Consider the following 13,472-nt stretch of genomic DNA (forward strand, 5'->3'; position numbering starts at 1 on the left):
TGATGTCAGATCCCGATGTTGCCCAGGGTCTGGACGATATTGCGCAGGGTGCCGGCGATGGCCGGATGCTCCAGCTCGAAGCGTTCTACCGCGAGATTGACACCATCGGCCAGGCTGGCGTCCTGAGTCATGCTTTCCAGCTGAATCTTTGTTTCGATCTGTTCCATCAGCTCATGAAGATTGACACGCTCGGCTTCGGACAGCGGCGGATTATGCTCCAGTTGCTCGCGCAGGGTATTGAGTTGTTCTTGCAGTTCGCGGGCAGGCATGGCGTGCTCCTTGGTTGATAAGTCTGTTTCATGGACTCTTCCAGAGGACGAAAGGTCCGTGATGCATTAAGACTAATCCACTACAGAATTGCCTGCATGATATGTATCAGGGCTTTTCGCCTTTACTGCGGCGCAAGGCGATGTCTGCGAGGCATGACTCCAGTTCGCCCAGATGATCGATGACCGAATGCACGCCCTGGGCGTAGAGCTTGAGCGTCGCGTGGGCGCGGCGTTGTTCGCGTTCGCTGTCGTTCAGCGCCTGCCATTGTTTTGGCGAAAGACCGCACAGAGGTCCGCAGGAGGCCAGGCCTATGGTCCAGAGTCCGGCATTCAGTCCCGATTGCAGCAGACGCGGATCGCCGCTGATGAGCACGCAGCCCTCCAGCTGATTCACTTTCAACGCCATCAGGGCCAGCCAGCAGGCGTCGGGGGCAGGCCATTTTGCGTTCGGGCGTGGAGCCGGCGTGATCCATTCGCTGACGGTCGCAGCCAGCGCATGGCTCAGGTTTTCAGGCAGTTCATCGATCCAGGCGCACGGCATGCCCTGGCGACTCAGGGTTTGCAGAATGTCCATTGCGCCGGGCGTCGCGAGGGCGAAGTCCGGTTCCTGGGCCTTGATGCCTGCCTGCGCACCAAAGTCCACCAGACAGCCGCTGAGGCCGAACAGCAGGGCAGGGAAGTCAGGCAGAGCGTTGGCGACTGGCGCGAGCATGGTAATGTCTCTGAAATATTCATGAACGCTACCGGGCTTTTATGACATTCGGATGAATGTCCGGTGACTGTGTTTAAACGCTCGCGGGCTGACAGAACTGACTTATTTCTGGCGGAACGCTTTATACTGCCAATCCTTGCGTATGGGTTCGCAGTCGCGCGTCATAATCTTGATCAGGAGTTTCAGCTATGCCCGTGATCGGTGCAGGCTTTGCCGGGCGTCTGGCTCGGTTGTGTGTATGTGTGGGAGTTGCCTTCGCTCCGGTAGTGGTGCAGGCGGCCGAAGACGATCCGTGGGAAGGCGTCAACCGCGCCATTTTCCGGTTCAATGACACCGTCGATACCTACACCCTCAAGCCTATTGCGCAGGGCTATCAATACATAGCACCGCAATTCGTCGAAGATGGCGTACACAACTTCTTCAACAACATCGGCGACGTGGGCAACCTGGCCAACAACATCCTGCAGGCCAAGCCTGCGGCTGCCGGTGTCGATACTGCGCGTCTTATCGTCAACACCACCTTCGGCCTTCTGGGGGTCATCGACGTCGGTACCCGCATGGGCTTGCAGCGCAGCGACGAAGATTTCGGCCAGACACTCGGATACTGGGGCGTGAGCAGTGGACCCTACGTCGTGCTGCCGCTGCTGGGGCCAAGCACCGTGCGCGATGCCATCGCCAAATATCCGGACACCTACACCGAACCCTATCGTTACATCGACCATGTGCCAACCCGCAATACCGTGTGGGGTATCGACCTGATCGATACGCGTGCCAGTCTGCTGTCGGCCGAGCGTCTGGTGAGCGGTGACAAATACACCTTCATCCGCAACGCCTATTTGCAGAACCGCGAATTCAAGGTCAAGGATGGTCAGGTCGAAGACGATTTTTAATCGTTACGCAATGTTGATCGAATGAATGAAGGCGACCTTGGTCGCCTTTGTTTTTTTCGGGAAGGGATTGGCAATCAATTCATCGAAATGATGGAGAGCCCCAGTTTCTGCCCGCCGCCTTCGATATCTGTCAGCCAGACGACCTCTGTCTCGGCGGACAGTCCCGAGAGGGCCGGGTGATCGGAATCGATGCTGACGCTGAGTTTGTCTCCGATCTTGAAGGAACGTGGCGCCTCGACCTGCATTCCGGTGCTGGAAAGGTCGATGCAGACGGCTGGAATTACCTGACCTGCATGGAGCAGGTTGATATCTGCATCGATACGCATGCGAATATAGTCGCGTTTCTCCTCGTAGCTGCGATCATTTTGACCCATGTCTATCCCTTCGTTTTGGTTGCTGATTAGTAGGTTCTTATAACTCCCGGCGATTTGCGATGTAAAGACGTAAAGTGAGCAGGGTCGTACGCTTGAAACGCCCGTCGGATGGGAGTACCGTCTGCGCCTTGAAGGGCACCTCTGAAACCTGATTGCCGGTCCGACTGCGGACCTGCCGTTGCAGAGAGGCTAGAAGCGAATCCAGTAAGCAGGTACCGGCATGGCCGGGCCGCCTACACAACCTCATCTGGCGCCGTTTGCCCACATGCCAAAAACCAGTGCCACACTGCTGATTATCGATGACGACGACGTAGTGCGTGCGAGTCTCGCCGCCTATCTGGAAGATAGTGGCTTCAGCGTCCTCCAGGCGAATAATGGCCTGCAGGGAATACAGACATTCGAGCAGCAAAAGCCTGATCTGGTCATTTGCGATCTGCGCATGCCCCAGATGGGAGGCCTTGAGCTGATTCGTCAGGTGACGGGCCTGTCTCCACAGACTCCGGTCATTGTCGTTTCCGGGGCGGGCGTCATGAGCGATGCGGTCGAGGCCCTGCGTCTTGGCGCTGCCGACTACCTGATCAAGCCGCTGGAGGACCTGGCCGTTCTCGAGCATTCGGTGCACCGCGCACTGGATCGTGCCCGTCTGCTTCAGGAAAACCAGAACTATCGCGACAAGCTCGAAGCGGCCAACCGCGAGCTGGAAGCGAGCCTGCATCTGTTGCAGGAAGACCAGGATGCCGGTCGTCAGGTGCAGATGAACATGCTGCCGATCAGCCCCTGGGCCATCGATGAGTTCCAGTTCGCGCACCAGATCATCCCGTCACTGTATCTGTCCGGCGATTTCGTGGACTATTTCCGTGTCGATGAGCGGCGTGTCGCGTTCTATCTGGCCGATGTTTCGGGGCATGGCGCATCTTCGGCATTCATTACGGTGCTGTTGAAGTTCATGACCACTCGTCTGCTGTTCGAGTCCAAGCGCGGCGGCACATTGCCTGAATTCAAGCCGTCGGATGTACTGTCGCACATCAACCGGGGTCTGATCAGCTGCAAGCTGGGCAAGCATGTGACCATGGTCGGTGGCGTTATCGACGAAGATACAGGCGTCCTGACCTATGCAGTCGGTGGCCATCTGCCGTTGCCTGTGCTGTTCACGGACGGGGAAGCGCGCTATCTGCAGGGTCGCGGTCTTCCTGTCGGGCTGTTCAACGAGGCAACCTATCAGGACCATGAACTGGAATTGCCCGCGTCCTTCAGTCTGACGATGTTGTCTGATGGCATACTGGACCTGCTGCCCGGTGATACACTCAAGGAAAAAGAAGCGGTCTTGCCGGAAATGGTGAAGACTGCTGGTGGCAGCCTGGAAGGACTGCAGGAGGTTTTTGAATTGGCTACGCTAGGGGAGATGCCGGATGATATCGCCTTGTTAGTGTTACGCAGGAATCTTGAATGAGTACCGGTAGAATCCAGTTCGCCGAGCAGGAAGGCACCTTCGTACTGAAGTTCGTGGGCGAAGTGCGTTTGACGCTGTGTTCGGCCTTGGATGCGACAATCGAGAGAATCTTCAGCGCGCTGAATTTTTCGGCCGTGGTGATCGATTTGACCGAAACCCGCAGCATCGACAGCACGACATTGGGCCTGCTGGCCAAGCTGTCGATCCTGTCGCGTCAGAAGGTAGGGTTGCTGCCAACCCTGGTAACGACCCACGAAGACATCACGCGGCTCTTGCAGTCGATGGGCTTCGATCAGGTGTTCAACATCGTTGACCGCCCCGTCCCGCGCCCTGAGTGCCTGACCGACCTGCCGTCGCAGGATCAGTGCGAAGAAGTGGTCAAGGCCAAGGTGCTGGAAGCGCACAAGATCCTGATGGGGTTGAACGACTCCAACCGTGAAGCCTTCCACGATCTGGTCAATGCCCTCGAGGGGCAGCGATAAGTCAATCCGCAGGTTTGCCACGCCGAATGGCGGGCAATGAAAAGGGCGACCCCCGCGAGGAGGTCGCCCTTTAGTGCATTCAGGCCTTGGCGGCGAGCAATGCTTCGAGCTTTTCCTGGTCGCGAGCGAACTGACGAATGCCTTCGGCCAGTTTTTCCGTGGCCATTGCATCTTCGTTGGAAGCCCAGCGGAATTCCTTCTCGGTCAGGCTCTGACGGGCTTCGCCAGCGTTGCCCGGTGCCAGTTTCTGTTCCAGGCTGCCGTTGTCTTCGGCCAGTTGCTTGAGCAGATCCGGACTGATGGTCAGGCGGTCGCAACCTGCCAGTTGCTCGATCTGACTCAGGTTGCGGAAGCTGGCACCCATGACCACGGTCTTGAAGTCGTTGGCCTTGTAGTAGTTGTAGATGCGGGTTACGGACTGCACGCCCGGATCTTCTGCGCCGGTGTACTCCTGGCCCGACGATTTCTTGTACCAGTCGTAGATACGGCCCACGAACGGCGAGATCAGAAACACACCGGCTTCGGCGCAGGCCACGGCCTGAGCGAAAGAGAACAGCAGGGTCAGGTTGGTCTGGATACCGTCTTTCTCCAGTTTCTCGGCGGCCCTGATGCCTTCCCAGGTGGAAGCCAGCTTGATCAGGATCCGGTCGCGACCAATACCGGCTGCATCGTACAGACTGGCCAGACGCTCGCCGCGTTCGATCATTGCATTGGTATCGAAGGAAAGCCGTGCATCCACCTCGGTGGAAACCCGCCCGGGCACAACATCCAGAATCTTGCGGCCAATGGCGACGGCAAAGCGGTCGGACGCCAGACCGATATCGCCCTTGCTGCCGCTGAAGGCTTCGGCCAGCAGCTCGGCATTGCTTTCGCTGGAGGCCGCCTTGAGCAGAAGGGAAGGGTTGGTGGTGGCGTCTACCGGCTTGAGGCGGGCAATGGCATCGAAATCACCGGTATCGGCGACGACAGTTGTGAATTTCTTGAGTTGTTCCAGCTTGGAAGTCATTAGCGTGCTCTGTCCTGTGCGGTTGGATGACATTACCCGAGCGTTGCCTGCCACTCAAGGTCGCAGATCATGATCTCTGCGTTTGATGACGCGCTTTCCTCATTCGCGGGCAATGGAGGGTGCTCGGGGGTATGGAAGACGGGTTCAGACTGGATTTGAGCGTGGTTGGGGCCGGTTGTTCCCTTGGTGTGGTGCAAGCTTGGTCCGCAGTCTCGATGCTTCCTGATAGACTAGGCAACCTTTGCGTTTTGGCATTATTTGCCTTGGCGTACCGAATTCGCTGTCCTGCTCCACTCGTCCGATGAATATATCCGTGAATACTGCCCGATCCCTGAAACCCATCCCATCCCGTCGCTTCTCCGTTGCGCCGATGATGGACTGGACTGACCGCCATTGCCGGTATTTCCTGCGCCTCCTGTCGAAGAACGCCCTGCTGTACACCGAGATGGTCACCACCGGTGCATTGATCCACGGTGATCGCGAACGTTTTCTGCGCTATGACGAAGCCGAGCATCCGCTGGCCTTGCAGCTGGGTGGCAGTAATCCTGCGGATCTGGCGACCTGTGCCCGTATGGCTGAAGAGGTGGGGTACGACGAGGTCAATCTGAATGTGGGCTGTCCGAGTGATCGGGTACAGAACAATATGATCGGTGCCTGCCTGATGGGGCATCCCGAGCTGGTGGCCGATTGTGTGAAGTCCATGCAGGATGCCGTGGCGATTCCGGTGACGGTCAAGCACCGGATCGGCATCAATGGCCGGGACAGTTACGCCGAGCTGTGCGATTTCGTCGGCAAGGTTCATGAGGCTGGCTGCAACAGCTTTACGGTGCATGCCCGTATCGCGATTCTGGAAGGGCTTTCGCCCAAGGAAAATCGCGATATTCCACCGCTGCGCTATGACGTGGCGGCGCAGTTGAAGCGGGACTTCCCGGGCGTTGAGATCATCCTCAATGGCGGCATCAAGACCCTTGAGCAATGCCGGGAGCATTTGCAGACCTTCGACGGTGTGATGCTCGGGCGTGAGGCGTATCACAATCCCTATCTGCTGGCTGAAGTGGACCGCCAACTGTTCGGCAGCACTGCGCCGGTCATCAGTCGTGCGGAAGCTCTGGAAGCGTTGCGGCCTTATATTGCTGCGCATATCGAGAGCGGCGGCACCATGCACCATGTCACGCGGCATATCCTGGGCATGGCCCATGGCTTTCCGGGGGCACGACGTTTTCGGCAGTTGCTGTCGGTCGACATTCACAAGGCGGAAAAGCCCTTGTTGCTGCTGGATCAGGCGGCGGAGTTTCTGGCGGGTCATTAAACGTTTTGGTCTTTTCGTGAATGAACTGGCTCCCACAGGTGCAGGAGCCAATTCATTCGCGAGGGGCTGCCAACAATAATCGCGCCTGATTTGCTCTGGATCAATCAAAGCCGCCTTTGCGATGGTCGCTGACCTTGAACGGGACTATGTTGAATACATACCCATTCAAGGAGAGATGTCATGCACAAAGTACTGGTTCCTTATGACGGATCGGCTCATTCGAAGCATGCGCTGGAGTACGTCATCGGTCTGTCGGGCAGTCTTGCGCGGCCCCTGCAGGTGCATTTGCTCAATGTGCAGGCCAGCCCGGTCGTGTATAGCGACTATCTGGCACCGGACATGATCGAGGGCGTAAAGGCCGGGCTTTTCAATGAAGCCAATCGCGTCCTTGCCGAAGCCGTGGTGCTCTTGAAGCAGGCCGATATTGCCCATCAGACTCACGTGGATCTGGGCAACGTCGCCGATCAGGTCAAGCTGGCTGTGCCGCAACTGGGTTGCGACACTGTGGTGATGGGCACTCGCGGCCTGGGCAGCTTCGGTGGTTTGCTGCTGGGCTCGGTCGCCAACCGTGTGATTCATGAAGTATCGGTGCCGGTCATTCTCATCAAGTGATCGAATTCAAGGCTGCGCCGGTGCCCGATACTGGCGCAGCAGTTCGATTTTTTCCGGCGGCAGCAACTGGCGCAGGGTTTTGTACAAGGCGCGGGTTTCCAGCAGGTTCCAGATCCGCAGCATGGTTTCCAGTGCATCCAGTGGCTTGCTGATGAAGTCCCGGGCTCCGAGGGCAAGTGCGCGCAGACGGGTTTCGCGGGTGGCGTCGGCGGTCAGGACCATGATCGGCATGTAGTCGTTGCTCGGGATTCGCCGGTTCAGTTGCTCCAGCACCGCAAACCCGTCGAACTCCGGCATGTGCAGGTCGAGAATCACCAGATCCGGCTCGAAGCTGTTGAACAAGTCCAGGGTTCTCAGCGGCTCGGTGCTGCTCAATACATTGGTCAGGCCTTCCCGGGCGAGCAATTGCTCCATCAGCTCAAGATTGGGGCGTTGGTCATCGATAATCAGGATACGGAAATCGCCGCTCATGAAGGCTCCGGTAGGTATTGATCGAGATGCGCGAGAAAGGCCGGCACCTGGATGGGTTTGGTCAGGATGGCCGTCGCTCCGGCCTGGCGCAATTCGCGGTGGGTCTTGTCACTGGCGTCGGCCGTGATCATCAGCACCGGCGTGTTGGCCGTGCTGGGGGATTGTCGCAGGCGCTGCAAGACATCGCGCCCTGTCAGGTCCGGCAGGTTGACATCCAGCAGAATCAATTGCGGTGCATGTTGCCGGGCCAGATCCAGCCCCAACTGTCCTTGCATGCTCGACAGTAACTGGATACCTGGCCTGCGCTGCAGCAGGGTTTCGATCAGGGCCATGCTCGACAGATTGTCTTCGACGCACAGCACTTTGCCGTAGTGTTCGACGCGGTCAGGGTGGGGGGCGACAGGCATCGTGCTGATGCGGCGAATCGGCGCTTCTTCTGCCTTGTGCACTTGCGTATAAGGCAGTTCCAGGGTGAAGCGGCAGCCTTCTCCCGGCGTGCTGTCTACAGTCATGCTGCCGTTCATGGTTTCCAGCAGGCTTTTGCTCAAGGCCAGACCCAGACCAGTGCCTTCGACACTGGAGTCGGCTTCGAGGCGTTCGAAGGGTTTGAACAACTGATCGAGTCGATCCAGCGCAATGCCTTTGCCCGTATCGATGACGCTGATGGCTACCCGGTCGTCCTGTTGCCGGACTTCGATTCTCACCAGTCCATTGGGGCGATTGTATTTGATGGCGTTGGAAAGCAGGTTCAGCAGCACCTGAACCAGACGCTGACGGTCGGCAATCACACCGCTGTCGCTTGCCAGTTCCGGCAGTTCGGCCAGCTGGATGCCGCCATCTGCCGCCATGGGCCAGACCAGGCTCAAGGCTTCCTGCAGAACTTCGGGCAAGAGCACCGGCTCCAGATTGAGTGACAGATGACCCGCTTCGATCCGTGCAATGTCCAGGACTTCGTTGATCAGCGTCAGCAGGTGTTGACCGGCCCGCAGGATATGACCGACCTGGGGTTTCTGATGATTGCTGGAGTCCATGTCCAGCAGTTGGGCGAAGCCGAGGATGGAGTTCAGGGGCGTGCGCAGTTCGTGGCTCATGCGCGAAAGAAACTCGCTTTTGGCACGGCTGGCGCGTTCTGCTTCTTCCCGGGCTGTGCCGAGGGCGATCTCGGCTGCGCGGCGGTCGGTGATGTCCCGGGTGATCTTGGAGTAACCGCGCAGGGCATCGCTGCTGTCATATTGAGCGGTGATGACCACGCTGGCCCAGAAGCGGCTGCCATCCTTGCGGCAGCGCCAGCCTTCTTCCATGTAGCGGCCATTGAGTTTCGCTTCGCGCAGCGCCATGTCGGGGTGTTGCGGGCATTCTTCCGGCAGATAGAACAGCGAGAAGTGCTGGCCGAGGATTTCCTGTTCGGTATAACCCTTGATGCGTTCGGCCCCGGCGTTCCAGGTGGTGACATAGCCCCTGGCATCCAGTGCGAAGATTCCGTAATCCTTGACGCCTTCGATGATCAGGCGCAGGCGCTCTTCGTTCTCGCGCAAGGCCCGCTCGCGTTCGGCCAGCAGTTGACCAGCCTCCACCAGACGTGTGCCCAGTTGACCGACTTCATCGTTTTCCGGCGGTTGCGGCAGCAGCGGGTGGCCCAGCGCCAGACGCTGGGCGTTGCCTTGCACCTGCTGCACCCTGGCCACGATGCCTCTGGAGAGCATCAATACCGCAAGGATGGCACCGAATACACCCGAGCCTGCGGCCAGAAACGTCGACCACAAAAGCCGGGCACGGGTCTCGGCTGCGTCTGCCGTGCGTTCCGCCAGCAAAGTGTCTTCGCGTTCGCGCATGGTGCGGATTCGGTCGCGCAGTTCATCGAGAATGTACTTGTTCTCGATGAGGATGGTCGAAATCGTGTCCTGGCCTTCCTGACTCAGGTTGCGCAGGGTTTCCAGCCCGTCGACCTTGGTTTCGATCAGTGGCGCAATGGCCTGCAGGTGTTCGCGCATCTGTTGGTCGCGCACATTGGTATTGAGTCGGTCCAGGGCGGCTTCGATCTGTGCCTGGGCATTCAGATAGCCCGGCAGGAAGTCCTCCCGCCGGGTCAGCAGGTAACCGCGCACGCTGGCTGCCGCCTCAGCGAGTTGGGTGTGAACGCTCTGGATATCGCCCTGAACCAGCAGAACTCTGCGCACATCTTCTTCAGCCTGGGTGGTCTGGCGCTCGGCAATGTAGATGAGCATCAGCGAAAGCATCAGAATCACCAGTGGCAGGGAAATAGCCACCAGTGCCTTGCCGCGTAGCGGAAGGTCTTCCCAGCGTCTGACGTTAAGCAAATTCACCTCCAGTCTTCGGATGTCTGATTCACCAGGCCCAGGGCCATACCTCGCACCGCTGCCTGTGTCCGGTCTGCGGCACCGAGCTTGGCGATGACCTTCTCCACATGAGACTTGGCAGTCCCCGTGGTGATGCCGAGTTTTTCGCCGATTTCCCGGTTGCTGCAGCCGCTGGCCACCAGACCCAGAACCTGGCATTCACGGGGTGTCAGGGTTTCGGTCAGCAGACTGCGGTTGCTATTGTTTTCGCTCATGCGCGGCAGCGGAGCATTACCGAGGACCCTGGAGGCATGGGACACAGGTTGCAGGCTGGCGAGCACTTCGTCGCGGCAGGCATCCTTGGGCAGATAACCGACCGCACCGGCGCTGATGGCGGCTTGCATGTGGTCGGTGTCGTCATCCGTGTTGAAGACCATCACGTTCAAGCGGGAAAGGAATTCGTTTTTGGCGCGACTGGCGCGTTCCACTTCTTCACGGGCTGTGTCGAGGGCCATTTCGGCTGCGCGGCGGTCGGTGATGTCCCGGGTGATCTTGGAGAAGCCGCGCAGGACATTGCTGCTGTCGTACTGAGCGGTGATGACCACGCTGGCCAGGAAGCGAGTGCCATCCTTGCGGCAGCGCCAGCCATCTTCCGTGTAGTGCCCTTTGAGGGTGGCCTCGTGCAGAGCCCTGTCAGGGTGTTGCGGACATTCTTCGGGCGGGTAGAACAACGAGAAATGCTGGCCGAGGATTTCCTGCTCGCTATAGCCTTTGATGCGTTCTGCACCGGTGTTCCAGGTGATGACATGGCCCTGGGTATCCAGAGCGAAGATCCCGTATTCCCTGGCACCCTGGATGAGCAGTCGCAGGCGTTCCTCGTTCTCGCGCAGGGCCTGTTCGCGTTCGGCGAGCAGTTGACTGGCTTCCATCAGGCGAGTGCCCAGTTGACCGACTTCATCGTTTTCCGGCGGCTGAGGCAGCAATGGATGGCCTTGTACCAGACGCTGGGCGTTGCCTTGTACCTGTTGCACCCTGGCCACAATCCCTTTGCACAGTATCCATATGGCCAGAAGGGCACCCAGCAGGCCTGATCCTGCAGCCAGCATCGTTGCCCAGAACAAGCGTTCCCGGTTTTCCGAGGCGACGGCCGTGCGCTCCGCCAGCACGGCGTCTTCGCGCTCGCGCATGGTATTCAGGTGACTGCGCAGTTCATCGAGAATGAATTTGTTCTCCATGAGGATGGCCGCAATCGTGACTTTCCCTTCCTGGTTCAGGCTGTGCAGCATTTCAAGACCGTCGACCTTGTTTTCGATCAGCAGCGTAATGGCCTTGAGATGTTCGCGCATCTGTGGGTCGCGCACATTGGTGTGGAGCCGGTCCAGCGCGGCTCCGATCTGGGTCTGGGCGTTCAGATAGCCCGGCATGAAGTCTTCCTGACGGGTCTGCAGATAGCCGCGCACGCTGGCAGCGGCTTCGGCGAGCTGGGTGTGAACGCTCTGGATATCGCCGCGAACCAGCAGCGCCCTGCGTACATCCTCTTCGGCCTGGGTGGTCTGGCGTTCAGCTATGTAGATGAATGTCAGAGAAAACATCAGCATTATCAGGGGCAATGAGGTCGCCACCAGTGCCTTGCCGCGTAGCGACAGGTCTTCCCAGGGTTTGAGGTTGCGCAAGGTTTACCTCCAGTCGCCTGAAGACTGGCTCACCAGTCCCAGAGCCACACCGCGTACCGCCGCCTGGGTCCGGTCGGCGGCACCGAGTTTGGCAATGACTTTCTCGACATGTGCCTTGGCGGTGCCAGCGGTAATACCGAGCTTTTCGCCGATCTCGCGATTGCTGAAGCCGCTGGCCACCAGCCCCAGGACCTGGCGTTCCCGGGGCGTCAGGGCTTCGGTGGTGATGGCGCGGCTGCTGTTGCGTTCGGTCATGCGCCGCAGCAGGCGGGCGCTGACGGCACTGTTGAGGGCTTCTTCGCCGCGGGCCACACGTTGCAGGCTGGCAATCACTTCGTCACGGCTGGCGTCCTTGAGCAGATAGCCCACTGCGCCGGCACTGATGGCGGCTTCCAGGTGATCGGTGCTGTCATCCATAGTGAACATCACCACTTTGAGCTGGGGCATGCGCTGCTGGAGGATACGTGCGGCACCCAGGCCGTTGAGGACCGGCATGCGGATATCGAGGATCGCGATATCCGGCTGCATCTGTTCGCACAGTTCGATGGCCTGCTGGCCGTCGGAAGCCTGGCCGATGACCTCGAATTCCGGGTGGCCGGCCAGGAGCGAGACGAATCCGGTCCGGGTTACTTCATGATCGTCTGCCAGGACCAGTCGGAGGGTATTCGTCATAGTGTTGCCTTGTCTGTGGTGAGAGGGACGGTAGCGCGTATCCGGGTGCCGGATTCCGGGCTACTGACGAAAATCAGTCGGCCACCCAGAAGGCTGGCCCGTTCCTGCATGGCCACCAGTCCAAGCTTCTGTACGCCGTTGTTCCTGGGTTGCTGGTCAATGATGAAGCCACAGCCGTTGTCTTCGATCAGCAAAGAGGCAGTGGTGTCATGCAGCTCGAGCGCCAGTTGCACGTTGTCGGCATTGGCATGCTTGAGAATGTTGTTGATGCCTTCCTGGGCAATGCGAAACAGGGCGATTTCCAGGTGGCTGGGCAGGCGGGTCATGGAGCGTGAGCGCCAGTGTACGTTAATCCCGGCTTCGCGTAGACGGTCTGCATCCTTGTCGACGGCCTGCAGCAGGCCGAAATCGTCAAGAACGCTGGGCCGCAGGCCGCTGATCAACTGTCGGCCTTCACCGACGCAATGCTGGGCCAGGGTCAGGATGGCCTGCAGGTCGTTATCCAGCGGTTCTGGCAATCGGGGGCAGCGACCGGCAAACCCCTGCAAACGCTGATGCAGGCCGGCGAGGGTCTGGGCCAGTCCGTCATGCAGGTCATAGGCCATGCGCTTGCGTTCGTCTTCCTGGGCGGTGAACAACTGATTGACCAGTTCGGACATGGTCCGCTCACGTGCCACCAGGGCTTCGAGCAGACGATTGTTCTCCAGATGCGCGGCCAGCAGGGTGGCGAGCAGTTGCAGGGACTCGATGTCTTCGCTGTCGGGGGCGCTGATATTCACGCTGTTGGCCAGTACCAGCGTGCCAAAGGAGCCATCGTCGGCCCCGCGCAGGGGCAGCATCAGGACGTTGGGCAGCGTGGCATGGTCGCGTTCCAGCCATTGCGGCCCTATGGCCAGCGTATCGGCGACGATTTCCAGGCTGCGCAGGCGCTCTTCACTGCCATGCAGGGCAGTGGTGCGCACCACATTGTCGCCTCCCCATTCCAGTAGCAGGCCGTGGTCCATGGCGACGAACGCGCAGGCCCTCTGCAAGACGCGCTGGCGCATGGCTTCGGGAGGCAGCTGGGTCAGTTCCTGTCCGGTATCCACCAGCAGACGAAGGCGGGCGGCACGGCTTTGTGACTGGCGATATTGCGTGCGAATCGCCAGGGCACTTGCTGGATCATGTGGAGGGCTTTGCATCTGTGTCGTACTCCGGGCGTGGGTTCATGCCCGCGCGGGCACAACATAATGCCATTAAAACCTGTGATGGCGCG

At 59.2% G+C, this 13,472-nt stretch carries 13 protein-coding genes and 3 pseudogenes; 5 read left to right on the top strand and 11 right to left on the bottom strand.

Translation table 11 applies throughout. The annotated features are described in order from the left end of the window. Positions 1-5 precede the first annotated feature (5 nt). Together JSY17_RS15405 and JSY17_RS15410 are read right to left on the bottom strand one after the other, a co-directional pair. Positions 6-269: a DUF4404 family protein gene (locus JSY17_RS15405; RefSeq protein ID WP_117166543.1), complete on the bottom strand. Its 264-nt coding sequence runs from the start codon at positions 267-269 to the stop codon at positions 6-8. Between the two features lie 106 nt (positions 270-375). Further along, complete coding sequence (locus tag JSY17_RS15410) at positions 376-981, bottom strand: HAD family phosphatase (protein WP_117186996.1); 606 nt, start codon at positions 979-981, stop codon at positions 376-378. A 188-nt stretch (positions 982-1,169) separates the two neighbouring features. On the opposite strand from JSY17_RS15410, the gene JSY17_RS15415 reads away from it, so the two are divergent. Beyond that, entirely contained in the window at positions 1,170-1,871 is a 702-nt protein-coding gene (locus JSY17_RS15415; protein WP_117181321.1) for an MlaA family lipoprotein, read from the top strand. A 74-nt stretch (positions 1,872-1,945) separates the two neighbouring features. Here JSY17_RS15415 and JSY17_RS15420 read toward each other — a convergent pair whose 3' ends face one another. Next, positions 1,946-2,245: a PilZ domain-containing protein gene (locus JSY17_RS15420; RefSeq protein ID WP_117166540.1), complete on the bottom strand. Its 300-nt coding sequence runs from the start codon at positions 2,243-2,245 to the stop codon at positions 1,946-1,948. Positions 2,246-2,510: 265 nt separating this feature from the next. Between JSY17_RS15420 and rssB the strand changes: the two genes are divergently transcribed. Together rssB and rssC are read left to right on the top strand one after the other, a co-directional pair. Beyond that, the gene (rssB, locus tag JSY17_RS15425) at positions 2,511-3,695 is read left to right on the top strand and encodes a two-component system response regulator RssB (protein ID WP_117166799.1); all 1,185 of its coding nucleotides are present in this window, start codon (positions 2,511-2,513) and stop codon (positions 3,693-3,695) included. Next, entirely contained in the window at positions 3,692-4,177 is a 486-nt protein-coding gene (gene rssC / locus JSY17_RS15430) for an anti-sigma factor antagonist RssC (RefSeq protein WP_117181322.1), read from the top strand. The genes rssB and rssC overlap by 4 nt, the downstream gene beginning before the upstream one ends. A gap of 79 nt (positions 4,178-4,256) precedes the next feature. On the opposite strand, the gene tal is transcribed toward rssC, so the two are convergent. Next, on the bottom strand, positions 4,257-5,183 hold the full coding sequence (tal, locus tag JSY17_RS15435; RefSeq protein ID WP_117166538.1) for a transaldolase: 927 nt from the start codon (positions 5,181-5,183) through the stop codon (positions 4,257-4,259). Between the two features lie 313 nt (positions 5,184-5,496). On the opposite strand from tal, the gene dusA reads away from it, so the two are divergent. Both dusA and JSY17_RS15445 read left to right on the top strand, forming a co-directional pair. Next, positions 5,497-6,492 carry a tRNA dihydrouridine(20/20a) synthase DusA gene (gene dusA, locus JSY17_RS15440; protein WP_263942952.1) on the top strand — a complete coding sequence of 332 codons (996 nt, stop codon included), beginning with the start codon at positions 5,497-5,499 and terminating at the stop codon, positions 6,490-6,492. 180 nt (positions 6,493-6,672) lie between these two features. Continuing rightward, positions 6,673-7,104 carry a universal stress protein gene (locus JSY17_RS15445; RefSeq protein ID WP_117163608.1) on the top strand — a complete coding sequence of 144 codons (432 nt, stop codon included), beginning with the start codon at positions 6,673-6,675 and terminating at the stop codon, positions 7,102-7,104. 6 nt (positions 7,105-7,110) lie between these two features. Here the strand turns inward: JSY17_RS15445 and JSY17_RS15450 are convergent, their stop codons facing one another. The 7 genes and pseudogenes from JSY17_RS15450 to JSY17_RS15470 form a co-directional block, all read right to left on the bottom strand. Next, a complete protein-coding gene (locus JSY17_RS15450; RefSeq protein ID WP_117163609.1) occupies positions 7,111-7,575 on the bottom strand; it encodes a response regulator in 465 nt (154 codons plus the stop codon). Further along, positions 7,572-7,943, bottom strand: a pseudogene (locus JSY17_RS26060) (response regulator); the annotation flags it as partial. The pseudogene JSY17_RS26060 and the gene JSY17_RS15450, both read right to left, overlap by 4 nt. A 74-nt stretch (positions 7,944-8,017) precedes the next feature. Continuing rightward, a pseudogene (locus tag JSY17_RS15455) lies at positions 8,018-9,905 on the bottom strand (ATP-binding protein); the annotation flags it as partial. Next, positions 9,896-10,309 (bottom strand): LuxR C-terminal-related transcriptional regulator, encoded by a 414-nt coding sequence (locus JSY17_RS25710; RefSeq protein WP_404823404.1) that lies wholly within the window; start codon positions 10,307-10,309, stop codon positions 9,896-9,898. The pseudogene JSY17_RS15455 and the gene JSY17_RS25710, both read right to left, overlap by 10 nt. Before the next feature lie 3 nt (positions 10,310-10,312). Beyond that, positions 10,313-11,470 (bottom strand): annotated as a pseudogene (locus tag JSY17_RS15460) (PAS domain S-box protein); the annotation flags it as partial. Positions 11,471-11,548: 78 nt separating this feature from the next. Beyond that, the gene (locus JSY17_RS15465) at positions 11,549-12,217 is read right to left on the bottom strand and encodes a response regulator (protein ID WP_117163610.1); all 669 of its coding nucleotides are present in this window, start codon (positions 12,215-12,217) and stop codon (positions 11,549-11,551) included. After that, complete coding sequence (locus tag JSY17_RS15470) at positions 12,214-13,398, bottom strand: sensor histidine kinase (RefSeq protein ID WP_117163611.1); 1,185 nt, start codon at positions 13,396-13,398, stop codon at positions 12,214-12,216. Before JSY17_RS15470 ends, JSY17_RS15465 begins: the two co-directional genes overlap by 4 nt. Between the last annotated feature and the right edge of the window lie 74 nt (positions 13,399-13,472).

Source organism: Pseudomonas capsici, from assembly GCF_017165765.1.
GTDB lineage: Bacteria > Pseudomonadota > Gammaproteobacteria > Pseudomonadales > Pseudomonadaceae > Aquipseudomonas > Aquipseudomonas capsici.